Raw genomic sequence first — 21804 nt, forward strand, 5'->3', positions numbered from 1 at the left:
GTACCCTCGTGAGCGTGCCGTCACTGTTCCGCCGCAAGCCCGCCGACGTCGTCGACTCCTCGCCCGCTGATGACATGCCCCTCGCGGACGCGGAGGTCGATGCCGCCCGCCCGAAGGGGCACACGCCGAGCAAGAAAGAGCTCGGTGTCGAGACGCCCAAGCGCGCCAGCAGTAACCGGCGCCGGGCGGTCGAGCCGGCGCCGGCCAACCGCCGCGAGGCGTACAAGAAGATGCGGGAGAAGCAGCGGGCCGAGCGGGCCGAGGCCTCGGCCGGCATGCGGGCCGGTGACGAGCGTTACCTGCTCGCCCGCGACCGCGGCCCCGAGCGGCTGCTGGTGCGCAACATCGTCGACGCGCGGCGCACGGTCGGCACATGGTTCTTCGGCGGCGCGCTGGTCGTGCTGATCGGCTCGTCGGGCGCGATGCCACCCGCCGTGCGCTTCGTCTCCAACATGCTGTGGGCGGCCCTGGCGCTCGGCGTCGTGGTCGACTCGGTGCTGATTTCCCGCAAGGTCAGGCGCCTGGTCCGCGAGCGCTTCCCGAAGACGACCCAGCGGATGGGCTCGCTCTACCTGTACGCGATCACCCGCTCGATCACCTTCCGCCGGATGCGCATGCCGAAGCCCAAGGTGCAGATCGGCGACGCGGTCTAGGGCCGTGGCGTTCGCCGGCTTTCCCGCCGAGGCCTTCGCGTTCTACGAGGGGCTCGAGGCAGACAACTCCCGCACGTACTGGACCGCGCACAAGGACGTGTACGACACCTGCGTACGCGGGCCGATGGGCGAGCTCGCGGCGGAGCTGGCCCCGTTGGTGCGGGCCGAGCCGAAGGTCTTCCGCCCGCACCGGGACGTACGCTTTTCGAAGGACAAATCGCCCTACAAGACCCACCAGGGGGCATTCTTCGAGGTGTCCAGCGGCGTCGGCTACTACCTGCACGTCGACGCCGGGGGCCTGTTTACGGCGGCCGGGTTCTACGCGCACAGCCGCGAGCAGACCGCCCGCTTTCGGGCCGCGGTCGACGCCCCCGCCACCGGCGTCGAGCTGGAGAAGATCGTGCGGACGCTCACCCGCCACGGCTTCGAGCCCGGTGGCGACCGGGTGAAGACCCGACCGCGCGGCTGCCCACCCGACCACCCGCGCCTCACGCTGATGCGCCACGAGGCCCTGACCGCCGGACGCCGCCACGCAGCGGGCCCGGAGCTTGAGGGGCGCACCTCCTTCGACCTCGTACGCACCGACTGGCGGCGCCTGCGCCCGCTCGTCGACTGGGTGGAGACCAACGTCGGCCCCTTCGACCTGACCTAGCCCCCCTTCGAACCGGTCCCAGCCCGGGCGATCGTGGTATTTGAGTGCCCTCATTGGGGCACTGAGATACCACGATCCGCGGACGTCGTGCCAGAAGTCCGAGCCCGGGCGACTGGACGCGCGTCCCGCTCCCGCTGCGCGCCGCACGGCCGGAGCCCGAGTGACCGTCGCCTCACCGCCGGCGGCTGCCGGTGCCGACCCGTACGCCGCCGCGGGCACGTGGAGCACCGCCGGCGCGCGGACCGACGCCCCCGACCCGCCGGCCGCCACGGACACATGGACCACCACCGGCCCACGGGCCAACGCCCCCGACCCGCGGGCCGCCGCGGGCACGTCGAGCGGCGCGCACGCCGGCGCGGGCAGGTCGAGCGGCGCGCGGGCCGCCGCGGGCTCGTGGAGGGCTGCCGGTGCGGAGGGTGAAGCCGGCCAGGGTCGGATGTCCGTGCCCAGTGCTTGGGCGAGGTGGGAGGCGGCCCGCCAGTGACGGGCCCGGGTCGCCGGCTGGCCGGGCCGGAGGGCCGCCCGCCAGTGGTGGCCGGCCCGCACCGCGCGCGGCAGGCGGGCGTAGACGACCTGGCGCACGGCCGGGTCGGCGAACGCGTACCGCGCGCCGGGCCGCCGCACCAGCAGGCCACCCAGCCGGGCGAACACCGCCCGCACCGCGGCCGCGTCGCCGCCCAGCAGGGCCGCGACCGCCCCGGCGGAGATCGTGTCGCCGAGGGTGGCTGCGGCACCGAGCACGGCACGGTCCCGCTCGTCCAGCCGGCCGAGGCGGGCGGAGGCGATGCCGCGCACACGCGGCGGCAACGGGGGCTCGCCCCGCTCCGGCAGGCCGTCGGCGGCGACGGCCCGCGCGTACTCGACGGCGTAGCCGGGTATGCCACCGCAGAGCGGGGTGAGGCGGCCGGCGAGGCGCCCCGGCAGGCCGGCCCGGTCGAGCAGGTGCCGCAGCAGCCGCCCGGTCTCGACCTCCCCCAGCGGCTCCAGCACGACGGCCGCCGCCTGTTCGACGGAACGGTCGGCACCCACCACGGCCGGCGACCGCCCGTCGACCACAACGGCCGGCGGCCGTTCGACGGCGCCGTCGGCGACCACCGGCGGCGCCGGCTCCGCGGCACGGCCGGCGCCCACCACGGCCGAGGCGCGCTCAACGGTCGCCGCCGGCGGCCCGGTGACCACGGCGGGCGCACGGTCGGCGACCGGGCGGTCCGTGGCCTCGCCGGGGAGCGCGACCGCCGCGGTGCGGTCGGTGGTCACGACGGCGACCGGGAAGGAGCCCAGCCGCCCGGGGAGATCCGCCACGAACGCCCGCGTGGCCGCATCGGCCAGGTGCAGGTCGTCGAGGAGCAGCGCCAGCGGGGCACGGGCGGCGGCACCCCGGAGGACCGCCAGCAGGGCGCGCTCGATGGCTGGTTCGCGGGGCGTGGCCGGTGCGGAAGCCATGAGCCGCAGGAGTCCTCTTTGGATGGACGACAGCTCGCCAGCCGGTACCAGGCCGCCGGCCCAGGCGCGGAGGCGGCGGCGCGCCTCGGCCGGGCCGCCGGCCTCCTCGACCCCGGCTTGGCGGCGGACCAGGTCGGCGAAGGGCGCGTACCGGTCGCCGCAGGGGGTGCCGTAGCCCACCCACCACCGCGCCCCGGCCGCCGCGAGCGCCTCGCGGGCCAGGCGGGACTTTCCCACGCCGGCCGGGCCGGTCAGCCGTACCACCGCCGGCCCCTGCCCGCGCAGTGCCCGCTCCACCCGGTCGACCACAGTGGACAGCTCGGCGCCGCGGCCGGCGAGTGGGACGGAGCGGTCGGGCGCGGCCGGCGGCACCGGGGCGAGGGCCCGCCAGACGTCGACCGGGGCGGGCTTGCCGGCCGGGGTGATGGCGGGCAGCGGCGCGTAGCGTACCCACGGCCCGGTGGCACCCCGCGTCGCGGCCGTGACCACCACGGTGCCCGGGGCGGCGTGGGTCTGCACCCGGGCCGCGGTGTTGACCACGTCGCCGCAGACCAGGGCCTGTCCCCCGTCGCGGAGCGCGGCGAGGTCGACGACGGCCTCGCCAGTGGCGACGCCGACCCGCGCCCGCACCGGCGTGCCGTCGGGACAGGTGAGGCCGGCGAGCTCGCGCTGCACGTGCAGGCCGGCGAGCACCGCCCGGTACGCGTCGTACTCGTCGGAGTCGGGCGCGCCGAAGACGACGAGTACGGCGTCGCCGACGTACTTCTCCACCACGCCCCGCCAGCGGTGGACGGCGCGGGTGACGCGGCCGAAGTACTCGCGCTGGAGGGCGAAGACGTCCTCCGGGTCGAGCCGGCTGGCGAGGCGGGTGAAGCCGACCAGGTCCACGAAGAGAACACTGACCCAGCGCCGCTCGTCGCGGGGCGCCGGGGAGCGGTCAGCGAATGACCACGTCATACCAGTGATTTTTTGCCTGGTCGCGTCCCGAATCGAAGGTACCGATGTCCCGAACCGCGTGGCCGGACGGTGCCAATAACTCGTCGTATCAGAATCGCGGGTAGGGCCTCAACGCCGTGGCCTGCCGGCCGGCCACGAGCCGCGAGCCGCGAGGCGCCGCGGGGGGGCGCGAAGCGCGAGCCGCGAGGCCCGGCAGGGAGGGCGCGAAGCGCGAGCCGCGAGCCGCGGGTCGCAAAGGCAGGGGAGGCGTCTCCTAGCCCTCGATGCCGGCGTCGCGGGCCCGGAGGGCGGCCTGGACCCGGGTGTCCACGCCCAGCTTTTCGAACACGCCGGTGAGGTAGTTGCGCACCGTCTTCTCGTTGAGGCCCAGGCGGCGGCCGATCTCGGCGTTGGTGGCGCCGCGCACCAGGCCGGCGAGGATCTTGCGTTCCTGCGGGGTGAGCTTGTCGAACGGGGGCGGCAGCTGGGCGGGCGTGCCCTGCAGCGTGGTCAGCACCTCCGGCCCTACCTTCGGGCCGAGCACCACGCCGCCGTCGGCCACGGTGCGGAGGGCGTCGACGATCGTGTCGGGCTCGGTGTCCTTGAGCACGTACCCCCGGGCGCCGGCCCGCAGCGCCCGCGCCACCCTGTCCTTGTCGTCATAGAGCGTGACGATCAGCACCTTGGCGCCCGGGCAGAGGGTCACGATGCGCCGGGTGGCCTCGATGCCGTCGCCGTCCGGCAGGTTGATGTCCATGGCCACGACCTGGGCCTTGTGGCTCACCGCCGCCCGGACGGCTTGCTCCACAGTGGACGCCTCGGCTACGCTCTCCACCCAGTCCTCGTCCTCGAGCATCGCGCGGAGCCCACGCCGCACCACAGGGTGGTCGTCGACGATCAGCACCCGGCAACGCGACAGCACGTTTCACCTCGGCGGCAAGGACGGCAAATGGCCGCCCGCATGTTATCGCCGGGAAAGCCGGAATGCGTACCCTCAAAGGTGCGAATCACCAACCTTCCGGACGTGTCGCGCAAGCGGGATCGGAAGTTGTACACGTACGGCCGTGCCGCGCGGGTCACCGGCCGTGACCACGCACTCACCACCCAGCTCGGCGGCCCGCTCCCGCATCGACTCCAGGCCGACGCCGATGTGGCCGTTGCCGCCGGACACGATACCGATGCCGTCGTCGACCACGTCGATGCTCAGCGCGCGGTCGGCGTCGACGGTGATGCGGCAGCTCTCCGCCCTGGAGTGCCGCGCCACGTTGGTCAGCGCCTCGCTGACGATGCGGTACGCGGCGACCTCGATCGCCGCCGGCAGCCCGTCGAGGTGGGCCGCCACGTGCAGGTCGACGCTGAGCGATGGGCTGTGGAACCGCTGGCACTGAGCGCGCAGCGCGGCCTCCAGTCCACGGTCCAGCTCGGGCGGGCGGTGCAGGTGGTCGAGCAGCTGGCGCACCTCGCTGCGGCACACCTGCAGGTCGGCGGTCATCTCTTCGAGGATGCGGCGGACCCGCTCCGGCTCGCCGGCCGCCTTTCGGGCCGCCCGCACCTGCATGCCGATGCCGGTCAGCGCGGGCCCAACACCGTCGTGCAGGTCGCGGCGCAGCCGTTTGCGCTCCTCCTCGCGGGCGGTGATCAGCCGCTCCCGCGACTCCTGCAGGTCACGGATGAGCCGGGTCGCCTCGGTCGCCACGGCGACGTACTGCGCCACGTCGGCCAGCAGGCGCCGCTCCCGGCGGCTGAACCGGTCACCCACGCCCCGGGTCGCGACCAGCAGCTGGCCGAGCGTCTCGCCCCGGGCCACCATGTCGAACTCCTCCAGCCGGGTACCCGTGCGCCCGTGCTCGGCCACCAGTCGCGGGCCGTCCGGGGTGGCGACCCGCACCGCCACGTACGGCACGCGGAGCGAGCCCGCGATCGCGCTGGTGAGCAGCGGCAGCATCGCGTCCGGGTCGGCGGTCTGCCCGTGCAGGTCGGCGAGGTCGACGATCACCTTGTACGGGTCGTCGCGCTCGCCGTAGAGCAGGCGGTCGACGAGGCGCTGCACCCGGCGGCGCACCGGCTCGAACGCCACCGCGATCATGCCGGTCGCCACCAGCGACGCGTTCGACGTGTCGCCGTGCATGACCAGGTCACGCAGGATCGCCACGATCGCCACGAACCCGCCGATCAGCAGCAGCGTCATCAGCAGCCACACGACCGAGCGGTTGATCACGCGATCGAGGTCGTACAGCCGGAAGCGCAGCACCGCCACGGTCATCGCCAGCGGCACCACGGCGGCGGCCAGCGCCCACGCCCCGGTCAGCCCGAAGCCCTCCAGCATCAGCGCGACCGGAAAGAGCACCGCGGCCGGCAGCAGGCAGGCCAGCTGCTGCCGGGTCTCACCGGCGGCGCGCCGCCAGCGCAGTACGAGCGACACCACGACCGCGACCAGGCCGGCGCCGACCGCCACGATGGCGATCTTGGCGACCCGGTCGAGCACCTGGGCCCGTCCGGTGAGCGGTGTGTCCACTGTGGTCACCAGGTCGCGCGGGTGGTCGAACGCCGCCACCGCGAGCGCGGCCGCCGCGACCACCGTTGCCGCCGCGATCCAGGCGGCCGCGATCCGCCAGCGCGGTGACGGCAGCCGCCCGTCCGGGAAGTAGAGCAGCGCCAGTACGACGAGCCCGAGCGGCGGCCACCCCGACCACTGGGCGAACCACGCGAACGGCAGCCATCCGGCCCAGCTCGCCGCGAGCACCGACGCGCACGCGGTCGCCCCGGCGGCGCACATGAGCCGGCCCACCGGATTGCCGGGCGCACCGGCGATGACCAGCGCGCCCAGCGGCGCGAAGACCGCCAGGCCCGCCGTCAGCACCAGCACCCGCGGCGATATCGCCCGCTCGTCGAGCAACTGTCCAATGAGTACCAGCAGCACGACCGCCACCCCGGCGGCCGCGGCGGCAGCCCGCCGCCGCGGCGTCCGTATCACGCCGGGAATGCCCCCCATCACGCCTCCTACCCGAACGCCGAACGCTGATCGCCACCGCCCGCGGCGTCCCAACCAGCGGTCAGTGCGCCCAGAAGTTGTGCCACCAGCTGCCGTCGTGCCGCGGCTGGATGGGTCCGGCGCTAGCGTACGAGTGGGAGAAGATCGGTTCGAGTAGCACGTAGCAGTCCGGCAGGCTCCGCCCCTCCAGGACCGCGAGGTTGCTCAGCGCCTCGTCCCGGGTCACCCTGGGCTGGTGCCGCGCGATGCGGGCGTCGACGCCGCTGGCCAGGTTGGCCCGGGTGGTGTAGAGCCGCTGCTGCACGACCGACACGTTCGGCGCGCTGCCAGAGTCCCGAAGCCCGGTCAGCGCCCCCGTGTCGCTGAGCGTCGGGACCAGCTTGTGGCCCTGCACGTCGAAGAACTCGATCGACCTGAGCTGGTCGGGCTTGATCTCCCGAGCGTCCAGGAGGCTCTGCACGTCCCGGTACACGTGCGCCATCGTGTTGTTGGTGGCGAGCACGAAAAGTGGCCCGCCGCTGGCCTGTTTCTGGGTGCTCATGCTGCGCTCCTCCCGTGCGGTGAGACCGTCGAGAGGAGACTGCGGCGCCGGCCGTCCCGCCCGCCCCTGACGAATGTCCCGCGACTTCGAGGACCCCCGGGCCGCCGGAAGTTGATCAGGGACTTGGCCGGGCGACACCCGCACGACACGCCCACCAACTCCCTGATCAACAGCCCGGGGGTGGGTCAGGGCACGCCGGCCAGACGGAGGAGTGCGGCCGTCGCCGCGGCCGACACGACGACCACGACGAACGGGGCCTTGAGCCAGGCGAGCGCGGCACCGACCGCGACGCCGAGCGGGCGGGCGACGCCGGCGAAGCCGCCGGAGTCGGTCAGGGCGGCGGTGCCGGCCAGCGCGGCCAGCAGCGCCGCCGCCGCGAGCGGCAGCATCCGCCGCAGGGGGGCGGGCAGGTCGAGCCGGTCGTGCAGGAGCACGCCGGCCAGGCGAAAGCCGTACGTGCCGACCGCCAGCGCCACGATCACCGCGATCAGCATGGGTCCCCTCCACGGCCGTGCTCGCTGCCGCCCCGGGCCACCGCCGCTCCCCCGCCCCCGGGACGGCGGCGCACCAGCGGCAGCAGCAGGCCGCTCAGCGCGAGCAGCACGGGCAGGCCGGCCGGCAGCAGCGGGGTGGTGACGACGGCGACCAGCGCGCCGGCCAGCGCGACGTCGCGCGTCTGCTTGTCCCGCAGCGAGGGGAGCAGCAGCGCGATCAGGCCGGCCGGAAACGCCGCGTCCAGCCCCAGCGCGTCCGTGTCGCCGACCGCCTCGCCCAGCAGGACGCCGAGCACGCCACCGACGTTCCAGGTCAGGAAGAGCGTGACGCCGGTCAGCCAGTACGCCCGGCGGCGGCTGGCCGGGTCGGGCTGGGCCATCGTGAACGCGACCGACTCGTCGATCAGGACGTGGCTGCCGACCAGCCGGCGGTGCCAGCCGGCGCCGACCGCGTCCGCGACGGCCAGGCCGAAGGGGAGGTGGCGGGCGTTCAGCAGCAGACCGGCGAAGACCGCCGCGAACGGGTTGCCCGCCGCGACCAGGCCGACCGCCATGAACTGGGCACCGCCGGCGAAGACCACCACGGACATGGTGATCACGGCCCAGGCCGGCAGGCCCGAGGCGACGCCGATCGCCCCGAACGACATGCCCACCGCGAACACCGCGAGCCCGATCGCCCCGACGTCCCGGGTCAGCGAGCCGGCGGCTGTTCGCTCTGCCGTACGCATAGTACAAAATAGTGAACACGTAGACCGTGTTCGTCAAGTCGAACGGAACGGACGATGGACCGAACAGCGCCGCCGCTCGCCACGATCGCCGCCGCCCTGCGCCGCGAGCGGGAGAAGGCCGGCATCTCCCTCACCGAGCTGGCCCGCCGCGCGGGGATCGCCAAGTCGACCCTCTCCCAGCTGGAAGCGGGCTCCGGCAACCCCAGCGTGGAGACGCTCTGGTCGCTGGGCGTGGCGCTCGGCGTGCCGTTCAGCCGGCTGGTCGAGCCCCCCACCCCGGCGGTCCGGGTGATCCGCGCCGGCGCGGCGCCCGGCATCCGCTCGGAGCAGGCCGACTTCACCGGCATCCTGCTCTCGGTCGGCTCGCGGCGCGCGCGCCGGGACATCTACCTGGTGGAGCTGGACCCGGGCGCGCTGCGCAAGGCGGAGGCGCACACTCCGGGCAGCGTCGAGCACATGATCGTGGCCCGGGGACGGGTGCGTACCGGCCCGGCCACCGAGCCGGTCGAGCTGCGCCCCGGCGACTACGCCGCGTTTCCCGGCGACGTGGAGCACCTCTACGAGGCGCTGGAGCCGGACACGCTCGTCGTACTCGTCATGGAGCACCCGGACTGATCCCCGGCTCCCCGTGAGGTTGCGGGCCGGACGCCAGGTACAGGCGGGTGACGACCTCTTCGATGTCCGGCTCCTCGATCGTCAGGTCACGGAGGGTAGGGAGGCCGGCCAGCCGGGCGATCACCGGGGCCGCCGGACCCTCCACTGTGAACACCAGCCGCCGCCCGTCCGCCTCGACGGCCGCGCCCTCCGGCGGTTCGGCGACCGGCTCGTCCAGGTCGACCACGACCCGGCGGCGCGAGCCGTACCGGGCGTGCAGCGCCTCGATGCTCCCGTCGTGCACCACCCGCCCGTGGTCGATCACGACCAGCCGCCGGCAGAGCCGCTCGATGTCGGCCAGGTCGTGCGTGGTGAGCACCAGCGTGACGTCGCCACCGGCGCCCAGGTCGGCCAGGAAGGAGCGCACCGCCTGCTTGCTCACCACGTCGAGCCCGATCGTCGGCTCGTCCAGGAAGAGCACCTCCGGGCCGTGCAGCAGCGCGGCGGTCAGCTCGCCGCGCATCCGCTGCCCGAGCGAGAGCTGGCGCACCGGCGTGTCCATGAACGCGTCGAGGTCGAGCAGCCCGCGGCAGCGGCGCAGCCGGGTGGCGTGGTCGGCGGCGGGTGCCCGGTAGATGTGGCGCAGCAGGTCGAACGAGTCGCGCAGCGGCAGGTCCCACCACAGCTGCGACCGCTGCCCGAAGACCACGCCGATCCGCCGTGCCAGGCGGGTACGCTGCGGCACCGGTACCAGCCCGCAGACCCGTGCCTCGCCCGCCGACGGGGTGAGGATGCCGGTCAGCATCTTGAGGGTGGTCGACTTGCCGGCGCCGTTCGGGCCGATGTAGCCGAGCATCTCGCCCCGCTCCACCCGCAGGTCCACACCGTCGACCGCGGCGACCACCCGTTTCTCCCGGCGCAGCCGCCCGGCCTTGACCCGCACCGTGAACTCCTTGCGCAGCCCGCGCGCCTCGATGACCGCCGTCATGACCCCGTACTCCGGTAGTGCCTGATGCCGACCCGCCACACGACGGAGGCGGCCGCCGCCGCGACCACGGCGACCGACGGCGCCGCGTAACCCACCCAGACCGGCAGGCCCAGCGGGTCGGCGCGGCCCAGCAGGGCCAGCGCCGGGTAGTAGGAGACGAAGGCGAACCCCATGCCGTACGCGAAGAGACGCCGAAACCATCCACTGTAGACAGTTATCGGGTACGACGTGAAGTCGCGCCCGCCGTAGGTGAACGCATTGCCGATCTCGCCCGTCTCCACCCACCAGAACGCCACCGCCGCGCTCACCACGAAGATGGCCGAGAAGAACACCACGCCGGCCAGCGGGGCGGCCACCACGAGCACCACCCGCCCCGGTGTCCAGTCGATGCCCGCGGTCGCCGCCGCGAAGACCAGCACTCCGGTGCCGAAGGCGCACCGCGACAGCTTGCGCAGCGGCAGGTCCATGAGCAGCAGCTGGGGCAGGGCGCCGAGCGGACGGACCAGTACCGCGTCGAGCAGTCCGGTCCGCACGTAGAACTTGATCCGCTCGATGTTACCGACCGCCAGGTCGGCGGCGGCGAACGCGCACGAGGAGAGCCCCACCACGAGCAGCGCCTCGCGGAGCGTGAAGCCGCCGAGGGTGCGGCTGACCCGGAAGAGCACCAGCACGGTCAGCACGTCCATGACGGTGGCGAAGACGTTCGTGCTCAGCTCCAGCACGAACGACGCACGGTACGACGCGAGCGAGCGGGCCTGGCCGCGAAAGAGCGCCACGTACGGGCGCAGCTCAACCACCCTGGATCACCAGCTTCCGCTCGGCCCGGCGCTGTACCCGGCCGCAGGCGGCGAGCAGCAGCACCACCCACACCGCCTGGAGCGCGACCAGTCCGGCCTGCGTCGCCGGTGGATCCCGCTCCACGACCACGTCGAGCGGCGTCTGCAGCAGGCTCGGGAACGGCGTGGCCACCCAGAGCGCCACCGCGGCCCAGTCCGGCAGGAAACGCAGCGGGAAGTAGAGGCCGGCGAGCACGCCCGAGCCGAGGGTCCACGCGATCATCGGCCCGCGTACGTCGTGCAGCCAGTAGGCGGCGGCGTTGACCAGGTACCGGCAGCCGAAGCAGGCCAGCACCGCCAGGACCAGGGAGGCGACGAAGAGCGGGCCGGTGACCCACCGCTGCGGCAGGTACATGTCGAAGAAGATCAGCCCGGTCACCACCGGCGGGATGAGCCGGGTGAGCACCGCGTGGCCGGCCCGGCCGAGGTCGGTGGCGAGGTAGCTGAGCACCGGGTTGACCGGCCGCAGCAGGTCAGCGGCGACGTCGCCGGTGCGGATGCGGTCGGCGAGCTCGGTCCAGCCCCAGAGGAGTACCACGGCGAGGAGACCCTGCCCGACCCAGACGAACGTGGCCAGTTGCGCGCGGTCGTAACCACCGGCCAGCCCTTGGGCCGTCGCGTCCGCGACGGCCAGCAGGACGTAGCAGCGGAGGAAGCCGAAGACCGTGTTGGTGAACGCGCCGGCGAGGGTCGCCTGGCGATATGTGGCGTAGCGCCGGAAGCCCGATCCGGTTATGGCGGTAAATGTCCGAAAGGACACGACAACGTTTTGATGTACCCACCGGGCGCCAGTGGCGTTGACCGAATCCACGCCGATACCCTCTTTCACGACCGCACAGCACCCGGGCCGGGCGACTCTACCCGGTGCGTGCGAGGGCACAGCCAGACATTTCCGACGAGGTGAGATCGGCCGTGAGCGAAGCCACGATGGGCTCGCGGCCGAGCGTGACCACCAAACCCGGCTTTCGCCTCCCTCGGGAGGCGGCGTGAGCGAGGACTTCATCGGATACCGGCGCGGCCCGGACGAGCCCTCGTGGGTGCACGAGCGGACGGACGAGTGGGAGGCGCTCCACCCCAGCCTGCGCTACCCCGGTGACACGGGCCGTGACCAGCTGCCGCCCGAGGAGACCGACGACCTGGCGCGGCGCCGCTCGGGTACCTCGGGTCGCGGTTCGGCCTCGGTGCCCGCACCCCGCACCGGCGCCGGTGTGTACCCGGCGAGCGCCCGCCCCGCCGACCTGCCGGTGGCAAAGCCGGTCTCGGCCGAGGACCGCGGGCTCCCGGTACCCCCGCCCACCGGCGGCGCGATCCGCTGGACACCACCGCCCGCCCCGGGCCGCCGCCCCGCAGCGGCTCGCGGCAGCGGCGCGCCCACTCCCGGCGACACCCGCGACGGGCAGCGCGGACGCGGTGTGCCGGAGCAGGACCCGCGGTACGGCCCGGGTCGTACCGACGAACGCTGGCCCGGCCCAGACGGCGGCGGCGCGCCCGGCCGCGGCCCGGGCGACCCCTTGGACGAGCGCCGGCCGGCGGACGGCCGCGGCGGTCCGGGTGGCCGCGACGGCCGGTCCGACGAGGGCTGGGGCCAGGACCCCCGCCCGGTCTCCCCCGGCCGCGGTGGCCGCGGCAGCGCCCCGGTGCCAGGCGGCCCGGGTGCCGGTCCCGGCCCGGGAGCCGGACGCGGGGTGGCCCCAGGTCCCGGCGTCCGCGGCAGCGGCCCCGGGCCAGGCAGCGGCCCCGGCCCGGACGGCAGCCCCGGCATCCGCGGCGGCGGCCCTGGGCTAGGCGGCGGTCCCGGCGGACGCGGCGGCGGTCCCGGCCCGGACGGCGGCCCCGGCGTCCGCGGCGGCGGCCCTGGGCCGGGCGGAGGTCCGGGTGGACGCAGTGGCGGTCCCAGCCCGGGCGGCGGTCCGGGTGGACGCGGCGGTCCCGGGCCGGGCAGTGGTGCCGGTGGACGCGGCGGCGGTCCTGGCCCGGGCGGACGCGGTGGGCGCACCGGCCAGGACGAAGGCTGGTCCGGCGCACCGGGCGGCCGGCCGCGGGCCGCCGCCGGGCCAGGCGGACCGGACGAGCGCTGGGGTGACCCGGGCGGAGCCGGACGCTGGTCGGAGGCGGGCGCCCCGCGCGGCGGCGCGGACGAGCGCTGGGGCGGTGACCGCCGGCAGCCGGCGGCCCGCGACGGCTGGGCCACGGAGCCGACCAGCGGCCACCCGACCGGCGGTCCGCGCGACGGCCGGCCCGGTGTGGACGCGGGCGGCGAACGGTGGGCCGGCCCGGGCGCCGGCGGCGACCGGCGCTCCGGATCGCGAGACGAGGGGCGGGCCGCCGGAGACGGCAGCCGCGGCGGCGAACGGACGGGCTGGGACGGCCGCCCCGACTGGGACGGCGCTCCGGCAGCCGGCCGCACCGCGGCACCGGGACGTGCCCAGCCGCCAGGCCGCGGGCAGCCCGGCACCCACTCGCGCCCCGGCGCCTACGACCAGCCCGGCGGATACGACCAACCGGGCGTCTACGACCAGCCCGGTGGCTACGACCAGCCGGCGGCGTTCGAGCGGCCCGGCGGATACGACCAGCCGGCCGCGCATGGTCAGGCACCGGCACGCGGGCAGGGTCGCGCCCAGCCCACGGCGGGCCGGGCGCAACCGGCCAGCGGCCGTGCTCAGCCCGGGCGCGCGCAGCCGCCGGGTCACGGCCAGGCCCCAGGGCGGGGCCAGGGCCAGCCGCCGCAGCAGAGGCCAGGCCAAGGTCAAGGATCGGGCCAAGGTCAAGGGCCCGGTCGCGGTCCGGGTCCCGACCGCGGTCAGCCACCGGGTCAGGGCCACGCTCCTTCGGGACCCGACCGCGGTCAGCAGCCGGGTCCGGGGCAGGGATCGGCCGCGGGTCGGGTCCCGCCAGCGCCTCGCGCCGGTGAGCGGGCCCAGGGCGCCCAGGCACCGCTCGTCGAGTCGTCGCGGCCGGCGGTCGCGCCGTTCCCGGAGCAGGCCGGCCCGATGCGCTGGGTGCCGTCACCGGGCCGCGGTGGCCAGCCACCGGCCGCAGGTGGCGCACCGCCCGCCGACCACGGTGGTCCGCCGCCGGGCGAACGCGAGCCGGTGCCGGCCGACCACGGCGCTCCGCCCCCGGGCGAGCGCGAGCGGCCGGACGCCGAACGCGACTGGCCGCCGGCCGAGTCCGGCCAGCCACCGGCGGAGGGCGGGCCGGTCCCGAGCCCGCGCCGCGAACCTGCCGCGGCCGACGCGGCTGGCTGGTTCACCGCCAGCGCCACGACCCCCACGTCCCCGGCGCCGTACGCGCCGCCGGAGCACACCGGAAAGGTGTCGATGGATCGCTCCGAGGTCGTACCGGCACCTCCGGTCTCCCCCGCCGGGCCCACGTCGCCGGCACCGGTGTCCGCCGTCCCGGTCTCGCCGGCCGCCGCGCTGGCCAGCCCGGTCTCCGCCCCACCCGGCGGTACGCGGGACGCCGGCGCCTGGGCCGACACCGACGCGAGCCGCGGAAACGGCTCCGCCGACGCGGCCGGCTGGAGCGGGCCGTCCGGCGGTCGCACCGGCGCCGGAGACCCGGGGAGCGGCACGGTCGACGCCGATCCGGGCGCGCGGATCGACCTGACCGGCGAGGCCGGATCGCCCTCCCCGAGCGGCGACCCCGACGACTCCGCCGCGGCGGCCGGTGCGCCGGCTCCGGACCGGCCGGAGGGCGAGTCGGGTGGCGGCGACTGGGACGGTGGTGGCGACCCCGCCGACGGGGTGGACGGGCCGGTCGCGGAGGCCAGCCCGGACACCGTGCTCCCCGCGCCCGCCGGCCCCGCGGCCGGTGCGGCCACCGCCTTGCGGGCGCCCACCATGCTCGCGCCGATCGTCCCCCGGGACGGGGCCGGCAAGCGTGACGCCGGTGCGCAGCCGGGCGCCGGTGGTCCACCGCCGGGTGGCGAGGCGGGCGACGGCACCGGCGAGCAGGCCGACAGCACGCCGGATCCGGAGCAGGTGCTCGCGTCGTACGAGTGGCGCTTCCACCACGAGACGCTGCGCGAGCTGGTGGAAAACCCCGAGGAGCTGCGGGAGATCCGCGACCGGCTGACCGAGAAGCTCGAACCGGCCACCGACAACCGCGCCCGCGCCCGCCTGCTCAGCCTCCGCGCGGTGGTCTCCCGCATCCTGGGCGACCTGGGCAAGGCGCTGTCGGACGGCAAGCTGGCACTGGCCCACGCCGAGGCGACCGGTGAGCTGCGGCGGATCGCGATCGCGCAGGCACGGCTGGCGCACGTGTTGCAGTGGCGCGGCGACTTCGCCGAGGCGGACCGGCTCTTCGAGGAGGCCAACTCCTCCGAGCTGCCCGACCGCCTCCGCGCCACGATGCACGAGCACGCCGGGCGCTCCAGCTACGACCAGGGCCGCTACATGGAGGCGTGCAACCACTTCGAGCGCGCGCTGGAGCTACGCAAGGTCGAGGACCCGGACCTCATCGCCCGCACCGAGCTCGCCCTCGACGCGGTCTTCACCAAGGTGGCGGAGAACGGGTGGGGCCCCTATCCGCGTACCAAGGACGAGATCCTGCAGATCCACCGGCCACCGGCCCCGACGTTCCACGACCGGGTCCAGCGGTGGGGGTACGCGAACGCGGAGGGCGAGTTCGTCGTACCGCCGGAGTACGCGGACGTGCAGCCCTTCCGCGACCAGGTGGCGTGGGTACGCCGCCCGGAGGCGCAGACCTGGGAGCTGATCGACGAGCAGGGCGAGCAGCTCATCACCGCCTCGGCCGGCTACCTCGGGGTGGGCTCGTTCTCGGACGGGCTGGCCTGGGTCTCCCGCGACGGCAACGGCGGCTGGATCGCGATCGACAAGAGCGGCCGCATCGTCATCAGCGAGGGCTTCGACGACGTGCGCCCGTTCCGGCGGGGCATCGCCGCGGTGCGCAAGGGCGGCTGGGGCGCGGTCGACAAGAGCGGCAAGGTGGTACTGCCGACCCGCTTCTCCGGGTTCGCCACCGCGCTGACCGACGGCCGGTACGTGGACGGCTTCACCGACGAGGGACTGGCCATTGTGGACGGTGGTGGCCGCAAGGGCGTGGTGGACAAGGCCGGCCGGCTGATCGTGCCACCGGTACACCCGGCGGTGGTCATCCACCCGGTGGCGTTCCTCATCGGCAACGGCGCCGGCCAGTGGGGCGCCCTCGACCGGCGCGGCGAGCCGCTCATCGACCCGGTCCACCCCAGCCGCGGCGACGTGATGGACGAGATCGACCGGCTCCTCGCGGACACCAAGCCGGTGCTCTAACGAGCTCTGGATAGGGTTTGGGGCATGGAGTTCCGTCACCTTGGCCGCTCGGGGATGCTCGTCAGCGAGCTCTCGTACGGCAACTGGATCACCCACGGCTCGCAGGTCGAGGAGGAGGCCGCGCTCGCCTGCGTGCGGGCCGCCCTCGACGTGGGCATCACCACCTTCGACACCGCCGACGTGTACGCGGGCACCCGCGCCGAAGCGGTCCTCGGCCGCGCGCTCAAGGGTCAGCGCCGCGAAGGGCTGGAGATCTTCACGAAGGTCTACTGGCCCACCGGCCCCGGGCCCAACGACCGGAGCCTCTCCCGCAAGCACGTCATGGAGTCCATCAACGGCTCGCTGCGCCGGCTCCAGACCGACTACGTCGACCTCTACCAGGCCCACCGGTTTGACGTGAGCACGCCGCTGGAGGAGACGATGGAGGCGTTCGCCGACATCGTGCACGCGGGCAAGGCGCACTACATCGGCGTATCGGAGTGGACCGCCGACCAGATCCGCCAGGGGCACGCGCTGGCCCGCGAGCTGAAGATCCACCTGGTGTCGAGCCAGCCACAGTACTCGATGCTCTGGCGGGTCATCGAGCCCGAGGTCGTGCCGACCTGCGAGGAGCTCGGCGTCGGCCAGATCGTCTGGTCGCCGATCGCGCAGGGCGTGCTCACCGGCAAGTACCTGCCGGGGCAGCCGCCGCCGGCCGGGTCGCGGGCCACCGACGACAAGTCGGGTGCCGGCTTCATCGCGCGCTTCATGAGCGACGAGGTGCTCGCCACGGTGCAGCGGCTCAAGCCGATCGCGGAGGGTGTCGGCCTCACGATGGCCCAGCTCGCGATCGCCTGGGTGCTGCAAAACCCGAACGTCTCCTCGGCGATCGTCGGCGCCACCCGCCCCGAGCAGGTGCGCGACAACGCGAAGGCGTCCGGCGTAAAGCTGGAGGCCGACGTGCTCAAGGCCATCGACGAGGTGGTCAACCCCATCGTCGAGCGCGACCCCGCCAAGACCGCCCAGGTAGCCCGCCGCCCCTAACCGCAGTGATCAAAGCTCCCCTCAAGTCGTTAGAACGACTTGAGGGGAGCTTTGATCACTGAAGCCGCGGCCCTCAGCGCCAGAAGCGGATCAGCGCGAAGCCGTCGTCTCTCAGCCACTCGGGCAGGCCGAACGCGGAGCCGACCGCGTTGACGCCGTCGAAGAACCAGCCGGCGATGCGCGGGTTCCAGAGCAGGGCGAAGAGCAGGATGAAGCCGTACGGGGCGAGGATGTCGTAGCCCCGCTTCCACTGCGGCGAGAGCCACGGCTGGATGACGTTGCCGCCGTCGAGGCCGGGCACCGGCATCAGGTTGAGCACGCTGGCGGTGAGCTGGAGGAAGCAGAGCAGCGCGACCGCCGCCCAGAAGTCGTGGTGGGCCACCGCGTCGACGCCGACCGCGAACGGGATCACCAGCAGCAGCGCGAAGACCACGTTGGTCGCCGGGCCGGCCAGGCTCACCAGCGTGTGCCGCAGCCGCCCGGGGATCTCGTGCCGGTCGATCCAGACCGCGCCGCCGGGCAGGCCGATGCCGCCGAGCAGTACGACCACCACCGGCAGCACGATCGAGAGCAGCGGGTGGCTGTACTTGAGCGGGTTGAGCGTCAGGTAGCCGCGGTGCGCGACGTTGCGGTCGCCGGCCACGAAGGCGACGACCGCGTGCGCGTACTCGTGGACGCAGAGCGAGACCAGCCAGCCGGTGACCACGAAGAGGAAGACGTCGAGGCGGACGTTGCCGAACTCGGCCCACGTCATCCAGCCGCTGGTGAGGAAGAGGGCGACCAGGCACAGGAAGACCGCGCTCGGTCGGAACGCCTCCCGCGGGATGCCCGCCACGATGTCCCTCCGGGGGCCCAGGCTCACTCGGCGCTCGGCAGCAGGCTCATCTTGTACTCGACCCGGTCGTCTTCGACCAGGACCACCGAGGTCACACCGGCGGTGGCCAGCTCGCGCCAGGTCTGGCCGATCCAGGACTCGGCGTCGGCCTGGCTGCCGAACTGCTCGGCCGGCCCGGCCACCGCCCGCCCGTCCGTGCCTTCGTACCGCCAGCTCCACGGCATCTCTCGAGCCCTCCCGTCCCGACGAACCTAGACAACCCTCGCCAGCCTAGTGCCCCACCTCACGCGTCCAGGCGGCCGATCTAAGGTACGAGCATGTCCGTTGAGGGATGGCGTACCGCACTGGTGCTCGGTGGCATCCGGTCCGGCAAGTCGGAGTTCGCCGAATCGCTGGTGAGCAAGGCGCCCGTTGTCCGTTATGTGGCGACCGGTACGTCCAATGGCGACGACCCGGAGTGGGCCGCCCGCATCGAGGCGCACCGCGAGCGGCGCCCGGGTTCGTGGGTCACCGAGGAGGTCGGCGCCGACCCGTCGCGGCTGGTCGAGCTGATCGCCGCGGCCGGCCCGGAGGAGACGCTGCTCGTCGACGACCTCGGCGGCTGGGTGACCGGGCGGCTGCCGGAGGGGGGCCGGCCCGACGCGCTCGCCGACGCGGTACGCGCCTGCCGCGCCCGGCTCGTCGTGGTCAGCCCCGAGGTGGGGCTCTCGCTCGTGCCCACGACCAAGGTGGGGCGGGCGTTCGCGGACGCGCTCGGCGAGGCCAACCAGGCGGTCGCCGCCGCGAGTGACGCGGTCGCGCTGGTCGTGGCCGGGCAGCCGAGCTGGCTCAAGCTCGACGACGCCGCCGCGCGTCCGGTCGCGCTGCCCGAGGTGATCGCGCCACCCCCACCGCTGGCCGCCGCGCCGATCCCCTCGCCCACGAACGGCGCGACGCCTGCCGGCACCGACGCTCTCACCGCGCCCACGATGACGCTCCCGGTGGTCGCCACCGGCCTGGTGATCCAGCCGGGCATGGACCTGCCGATGCCCGACGAGTACGCCGGTCCGCAGGCCACCGACCGGCTCGCCACGCTCGATGTCGCCGGCGCCGGGCTCGGTGCGCTCGCCGAGGTGGTGTCGTTCGCGGCGGGCACGCAGGGAGTCGCGGTCCCCGCACCGTGGCAGTCCGTGCGCGTACTCCTGCTGCAGGGTGACCACGACGGCGGTGCGGCGGCTGGCACGACGGCGGGTGAGTCGACCCGGCGGGCGGCGGCGGCACGGACCGGTGAGGGCGCGCTGGCGCGCCTGGCCGCGGAGGCCGGCGCGAGCCTGCAGGTGGTGCCGGCGCCGGCCGCGGCGCCGATCGAGGACGGGCCGGCGCTCGCGGCGGACGAGGTGGAGGCGGCGCTGCGGTTCGGCTGGCGGCTCGCCGAGGAGGCCGTCGACTCGGGCGTCGACCTGATCGTGCTGGCCGCCTGCGGCAGCGGCACCGAGGCCGCGGCGGCGGCCGTGCTCGCGGCGGGTGCCGGCGCCGAGCCCTCCACGGTGCTGGGCCGGGTGGTCACGCCCGGCGGGCGGATCGACGACGAGGCGTGGATGGCCCGCTGCGCGACGGTACGCGACGCGATGCACCGCATCCGGGAGAGCCCGCGCGGCGCGAAGGACATCCTGGCCGAGCTCGCCGGCGGCGACATCGCGATCGCCACCGGCGTGCTGCTCGGCGCGACCGCCCGCCGCACGCCGGTGATGCTCGACGGCCCGGTCGGGGTGGCGGCCGCGATCGCCAGCCGAGACCTGGCCGGGCAGGCGCGGCACTGGTGCCTGCTGCCCGACCACGGCGGCAACCCGGCGGTCAGGCTCGCCGCCGACGTGCTCGGCCTCAAGCCGCTGCTCGACCTCCGCCTCGACCTGGGCGAAGGGGCGACGTCGCTGGCCGCGCTCCCGCTGCTGCGCGCCGCGCTCAACCTCGCCGCCGCCCTCCCGGTGCACCCCGAACCCGAGGTGGCGGCCTCCTGAGTGGATGGCTGGCGGGGGCCCGGCTCGCCGCCACGACCTTCACCGTCCTCCCCCTGCGGGCCGGGCGGATCGACCGGACCACGGCTTCGCGGGCTATGTCGCTCGCGGCCGTGGTGGGTGCGGCCCTCGGCGCGGTGCTGGCCGGCGCGCTCCTGGCCCTGGACGCGGCCGGCGCGCCGCCGCTGGTCGCCGGCGCGGTGACGGTCGCGCTCGGCGCGCTGCTCACCCGCGGCCTGCACCTGGACGGGCTGGCGGACACGGCGGACGCGCTCGGCTCGTACCGCTCCGGGCAGGCCGCGCTCGACATCATGAAGAAGCCGGACGTCGGCCCGTTCGGCGTAGCGGCGCTGGTGCTCGCGCTGCTCGCGCAGGCGGCCGCGCTGGCCGCGTTCCCGGCCGGACCGTGGACCGCCACGCTCGCCGCCGTGGTCACCGCCACCGCGGCCGGTCGCCTCGCCGCCACCTGGGCCTGCCGCCGCGGCGTGCCGGCCGCCCGGCCGGACGGGCTGGGCGCGCTGGTGGCCGGCACGGTGGGGCCGGTCACCCTCGCCGTCGGCACGGCCGCCGTCGTGGCCGTGGCCGTGGCCGCCGTGCCGGGCCGCCCGTGGCAGGGGCCGGCCGCCGTCGTCACGGCCACCGCCGTCGCGCTCCTGCTCACCCGGCACGTGGTACGGCGGGTGGGCGGTATCACCGGCGACGTCCTCGGCGCCGCGATCGAGGTCACCACCACGATCACATACCTGGGACTGGTGCTGCGCTGACGTGCCCCGGGGACGGACGGCCGGGGCGGGTAGCGGGTAACGTTCGTGGGCGTGGGAGAGCCCGACGACGCGCTGATCCTGCCCGTTCCCGAGGCGGTGTCGGCCACCTACCTGGTGCCCGTCGCGACCCCGCCCGACGAGCCGGCGGCGCTGGCCGACCTGGCCGCCCGGGCGGTCGACCGCGTGGTGTCCGGGCCGGCCCGCGACCTGGCCAAGCAGATGCTGGCCGGGCCGCTCATGACGATCGAGGCGCGCGAGGTCGACGACCTGCCGCCACTGCCGCTCGACCTGCTGTCCGCGTTCGGCGCGGACGAGGGGCAGGTGGGGCGGGTGGCCGACGCCACGCACGTGATCACGGTCAGCGCCGGCTTCCGGCCCGGCTGGCCGCCGGCACACGAGTGGAGCGCCCGGGCGGTCGCGGCCGGGCTCGCCGGCGCGCTCGGCACCGACCTGATCGACGCGTTCCAGACCCAGGTGCTCACCGCCGACACGGCGTTGCGGTCGCTGCCCGACGCCGAGGGGCGGGTGCGGCTCACCGACTGGATCCTGATCCCGTATTCGCCGGGCGACGCGCCGGGCGAGGGCATGTGGTTCACGACCAAGGGGCTGGGCCGCTTCGGCCTGCTGGAGCTCCAGACGCACGACGTGCCGGCGCAGCTGACCCGCGGCTGGGGCGCGACGCTCACCGGCGTGGCACGGCGGCTGCTGCGCACCTGGAGCGACGCGCTGGAGCCGCCCGGCGAGCCGGCGTTCCTGCCGTTTCCGGCCACGGTCACGGTCACCGGCCACGACATCGCCGTGGCGTACGGGGCACCGCCGGAAAAGGGCTCCGACCGCGCCGCCGAGCTCTCGCTCACGCTCGACCCGAGCCCCAACCCGGACGCCGACTCGTTCCTGACCGTCGCGCCGCCCGAGCACTACCAGGGGTCGCCCGGCACGTACTACACGCGCGTCTGCGCCACACTCTTCGGCGACCCGGTCCGCTGACCGGCGCCCGTGATCGAAGCTCCCGTGAAGTCGTTCCAACGACGTGACGGGAGCTTCGATCACGCGCGGAA

Annotated in this window: 17 protein-coding genes and 2 pseudogenes; 8 read left to right on the forward strand and 11 right to left on the reverse strand. The window is 75.0% G+C overall.

The window, feature by feature from the left end; all coding sequences use genetic code 11:
* Window positions 1-14 precede the first annotated feature (14 nt).
* Both RB614_RS15210 and RB614_RS15215 read left to right on the forward strand, forming a co-directional pair.
* Entirely contained in the window at window positions 15-653 is a 639-nt protein-coding gene (locus RB614_RS15210) for a DUF3043 domain-containing protein (protein WP_308713138.1), read from the forward strand.
* A gap of 4 nt (window positions 654-657) precedes the next feature.
* Entirely contained in the window at window positions 658-1305 is a 648-nt protein-coding gene (locus RB614_RS15215; protein ID WP_308713166.1) for a DUF2461 domain-containing protein, read from the forward strand.
* 1269 nt (window positions 1306-2574) lie between these two features.
* On the opposite strand, the pseudogene RB614_RS15220 reads toward RB614_RS15215, so the two are convergent.
* The 6 genes and pseudogenes from RB614_RS15220 to RB614_RS15245 form a co-directional block, all read right to left on the reverse strand.
* Window positions 2575-3705 (reverse strand): annotated as a pseudogene (locus tag RB614_RS15220) (adenylate/guanylate cyclase domain-containing protein); the annotation flags it as partial.
* A 253-nt stretch (window positions 3706-3958) separates the two neighbouring features.
* On the reverse strand, window positions 3959-4606 hold the full coding sequence (locus RB614_RS15225) for a response regulator transcription factor (RefSeq protein WP_308713139.1): 648 nt from the start codon (window positions 4604-4606) through the stop codon (window positions 3959-3961).
* 72 nt (window positions 4607-4678) lie between these two features.
* Window positions 4679-6676: a sensor histidine kinase gene (locus RB614_RS15230; RefSeq protein ID WP_308713140.1), complete on the reverse strand. Its 1998-nt coding sequence runs from the start codon at window positions 6674-6676 to the stop codon at window positions 4679-4681.
* Between the two features lie 61 nt (window positions 6677-6737).
* A complete protein-coding gene (locus RB614_RS15235) occupies window positions 6738-7217 on the reverse strand; it encodes a hypothetical protein (RefSeq protein WP_308713141.1) in 480 nt (159 codons plus the stop codon).
* 185 nt (window positions 7218-7402) lie between these two features.
* Complete coding sequence (locus RB614_RS15240) at window positions 7403-7711, reverse strand: AzlD domain-containing protein (RefSeq protein ID WP_308713142.1); 309 nt, start codon at window positions 7709-7711, stop codon at window positions 7403-7405.
* Window positions 7705-8439: an AzlC family ABC transporter permease gene (locus RB614_RS15245; protein ID WP_308713143.1), complete on the reverse strand. Its 735-nt coding sequence runs from the start codon at window positions 8437-8439 to the stop codon at window positions 7705-7707. Before RB614_RS15245 ends, RB614_RS15240 begins: the two co-directional genes overlap by 7 nt.
* A gap of 54 nt (window positions 8440-8493) precedes the next feature.
* Between RB614_RS15245 and RB614_RS15250 the strand changes: the two genes are divergently transcribed.
* On the forward strand, window positions 8494-9054 hold the full coding sequence (locus RB614_RS15250) for a helix-turn-helix domain-containing protein (protein WP_308713144.1): 561 nt from the start codon (window positions 8494-8496) through the stop codon (window positions 9052-9054).
* Here the strand turns inward: RB614_RS15250 and RB614_RS15255 are convergent.
* From RB614_RS15255 to RB614_RS15265, 3 genes are read right to left on the reverse strand one after another with little or no spacing between them, the layout of a single operon-like run.
* A complete protein-coding gene (locus RB614_RS15255) occupies window positions 9035-10021 on the reverse strand; it encodes an ABC transporter ATP-binding protein (protein WP_308713145.1) in 987 nt (328 codons plus the stop codon). The genes RB614_RS15250 and RB614_RS15255 overlap by 20 nt on opposite strands.
* The gene (locus tag RB614_RS15260) at window positions 10018-10818 is read right to left on the reverse strand and encodes an ABC transporter permease (protein ID WP_308713146.1); all 801 of its coding nucleotides are present in this window, start codon (window positions 10816-10818) and stop codon (window positions 10018-10020) included. Before RB614_RS15260 ends, RB614_RS15255 begins: the two co-directional genes overlap by 4 nt.
* Window positions 10811-11617: an ABC transporter permease gene (locus RB614_RS15265; protein ID WP_308713147.1), complete on the reverse strand. Its 807-nt coding sequence runs from the start codon at window positions 11615-11617 to the stop codon at window positions 10811-10813. The genes RB614_RS15260 and RB614_RS15265 overlap by 8 nt, the downstream gene beginning before the upstream one ends.
* A gap of 226 nt (window positions 11618-11843) precedes the next feature.
* Between RB614_RS15265 and RB614_RS15270 the strand changes: the two genes are divergently transcribed.
* Both RB614_RS15270 and RB614_RS15275 read left to right on the forward strand, forming a co-directional pair.
* The gene (locus RB614_RS15270) at window positions 11844-16130 is read left to right on the forward strand and encodes a WG repeat-containing protein (protein WP_308713148.1); all 4287 of its coding nucleotides are present in this window, start codon (window positions 11844-11846) and stop codon (window positions 16128-16130) included.
* Window positions 16131-16154: 24 nt separating this feature from the next.
* A complete protein-coding gene (locus tag RB614_RS15275; protein WP_308713149.1) occupies window positions 16155-17153 on the forward strand; it encodes an aldo/keto reductase family protein in 999 nt (332 codons plus the stop codon).
* A 73-nt stretch (window positions 17154-17226) separates the two neighbouring features.
* Here the strand turns inward: RB614_RS15275 and RB614_RS15280 are convergent, their stop codons facing one another.
* Together RB614_RS15280 and RB614_RS15285 are read right to left on the reverse strand one after the other, a co-directional pair.
* Window positions 17227-17991, reverse strand: coding sequence for a site-2 protease family protein (locus tag RB614_RS15280; protein WP_308713167.1), 765 nt, complete (start codon window positions 17989-17991; stop codon window positions 17227-17229).
* Window positions 17992-18011: 20 nt separating this feature from the next.
* Window positions 18012-18212: a hypothetical protein gene (locus tag RB614_RS15285; protein ID WP_308713150.1), complete on the reverse strand. Its 201-nt coding sequence runs from the start codon at window positions 18210-18212 to the stop codon at window positions 18012-18014.
* 93 nt (window positions 18213-18305) lie between these two features.
* Between RB614_RS15285 and RB614_RS15290 the strand changes: the two are divergent.
* The 3 genes and pseudogenes from RB614_RS15290 to RB614_RS15300 form a co-directional block, all read left to right on the forward strand.
* Window positions 18306-19973, forward strand: a pseudogene (locus tag RB614_RS15290) (bifunctional adenosylcobinamide kinase/adenosylcobinamide-phosphate guanylyltransferase); the annotation flags it as partial.
* 8 nt (window positions 19974-19981) lie between these two features.
* Window positions 19982-20746: an adenosylcobinamide-GDP ribazoletransferase gene (locus RB614_RS15295; RefSeq protein WP_308713168.1), complete on the forward strand. Its 765-nt coding sequence runs from the start codon at window positions 19982-19984 to the stop codon at window positions 20744-20746.
* A gap of 51 nt (window positions 20747-20797) precedes the next feature.
* Window positions 20798-21733: a hypothetical protein gene (locus tag RB614_RS15300; RefSeq protein ID WP_308713151.1), complete on the forward strand. Its 936-nt coding sequence runs from the start codon at window positions 20798-20800 to the stop codon at window positions 21731-21733.
* Window positions 21734-21804: the final 71 nt, after the last annotated feature.

This window comes from Phytohabitans maris, assembly GCF_031085175.1.
In the GTDB taxonomy this organism is placed as follows: domain Bacteria; phylum Actinomycetota; class Actinomycetes; order Mycobacteriales; family Micromonosporaceae; genus Phytohabitans; species Phytohabitans maris.

What these genes read in the sequence shown, in the direction of transcription:
- RB614_RS15250 (WP_308713144.1), top strand. Translation starts at nt 8,494, where the DNA reads ATGGACCGAACAGCGCCGCCGCTCGCCACGATCGCCGCCGCCCTGCGC.
- RB614_RS15230 (WP_308713140.1), bottom strand. Translation starts at nt 6,676, where the DNA reads ATGGGGGGCATTCCCGGCGTGATACGGACGCCGCGGCGGCGGGCTGCC.
- RB614_RS15240 (WP_308713142.1), bottom strand. Translation starts at nt 7,711, where the DNA reads ATGCTGATCGCGGTGATCGTGGCGCTGGCGGTCGGCACGTACGGCTTT.
- RB614_RS15285 (WP_308713150.1), bottom strand. Translation starts at nt 18,212, where the DNA reads ATGCCGTGGAGCTGGCGGTACGAAGGCACGGACGGGCGGGCGGTGGCC.
- RB614_RS15235 (WP_308713141.1), bottom strand. Translation starts at nt 7,217, where the DNA reads ATGAGCACCCAGAAACAGGCCAGCGGCGGGCCACTTTTCGTGCTCGCC.
- RB614_RS15275 (WP_308713149.1), top strand. Translation starts at nt 16,155, where the DNA reads ATGGAGTTCCGTCACCTTGGCCGCTCGGGGATGCTCGTCAGCGAGCTC.
- RB614_RS15255 (WP_308713145.1), bottom strand. Translation starts at nt 10,021, where the DNA reads ATGACGGCGGTCATCGAGGCGCGCGGGCTGCGCAAGGAGTTCACGGTG.
- RB614_RS15245 (WP_308713143.1), bottom strand. Translation starts at nt 8,439, where the DNA reads ATGCGTACGGCAGAGCGAACAGCCGCCGGCTCGCTGACCCGGGACGTC.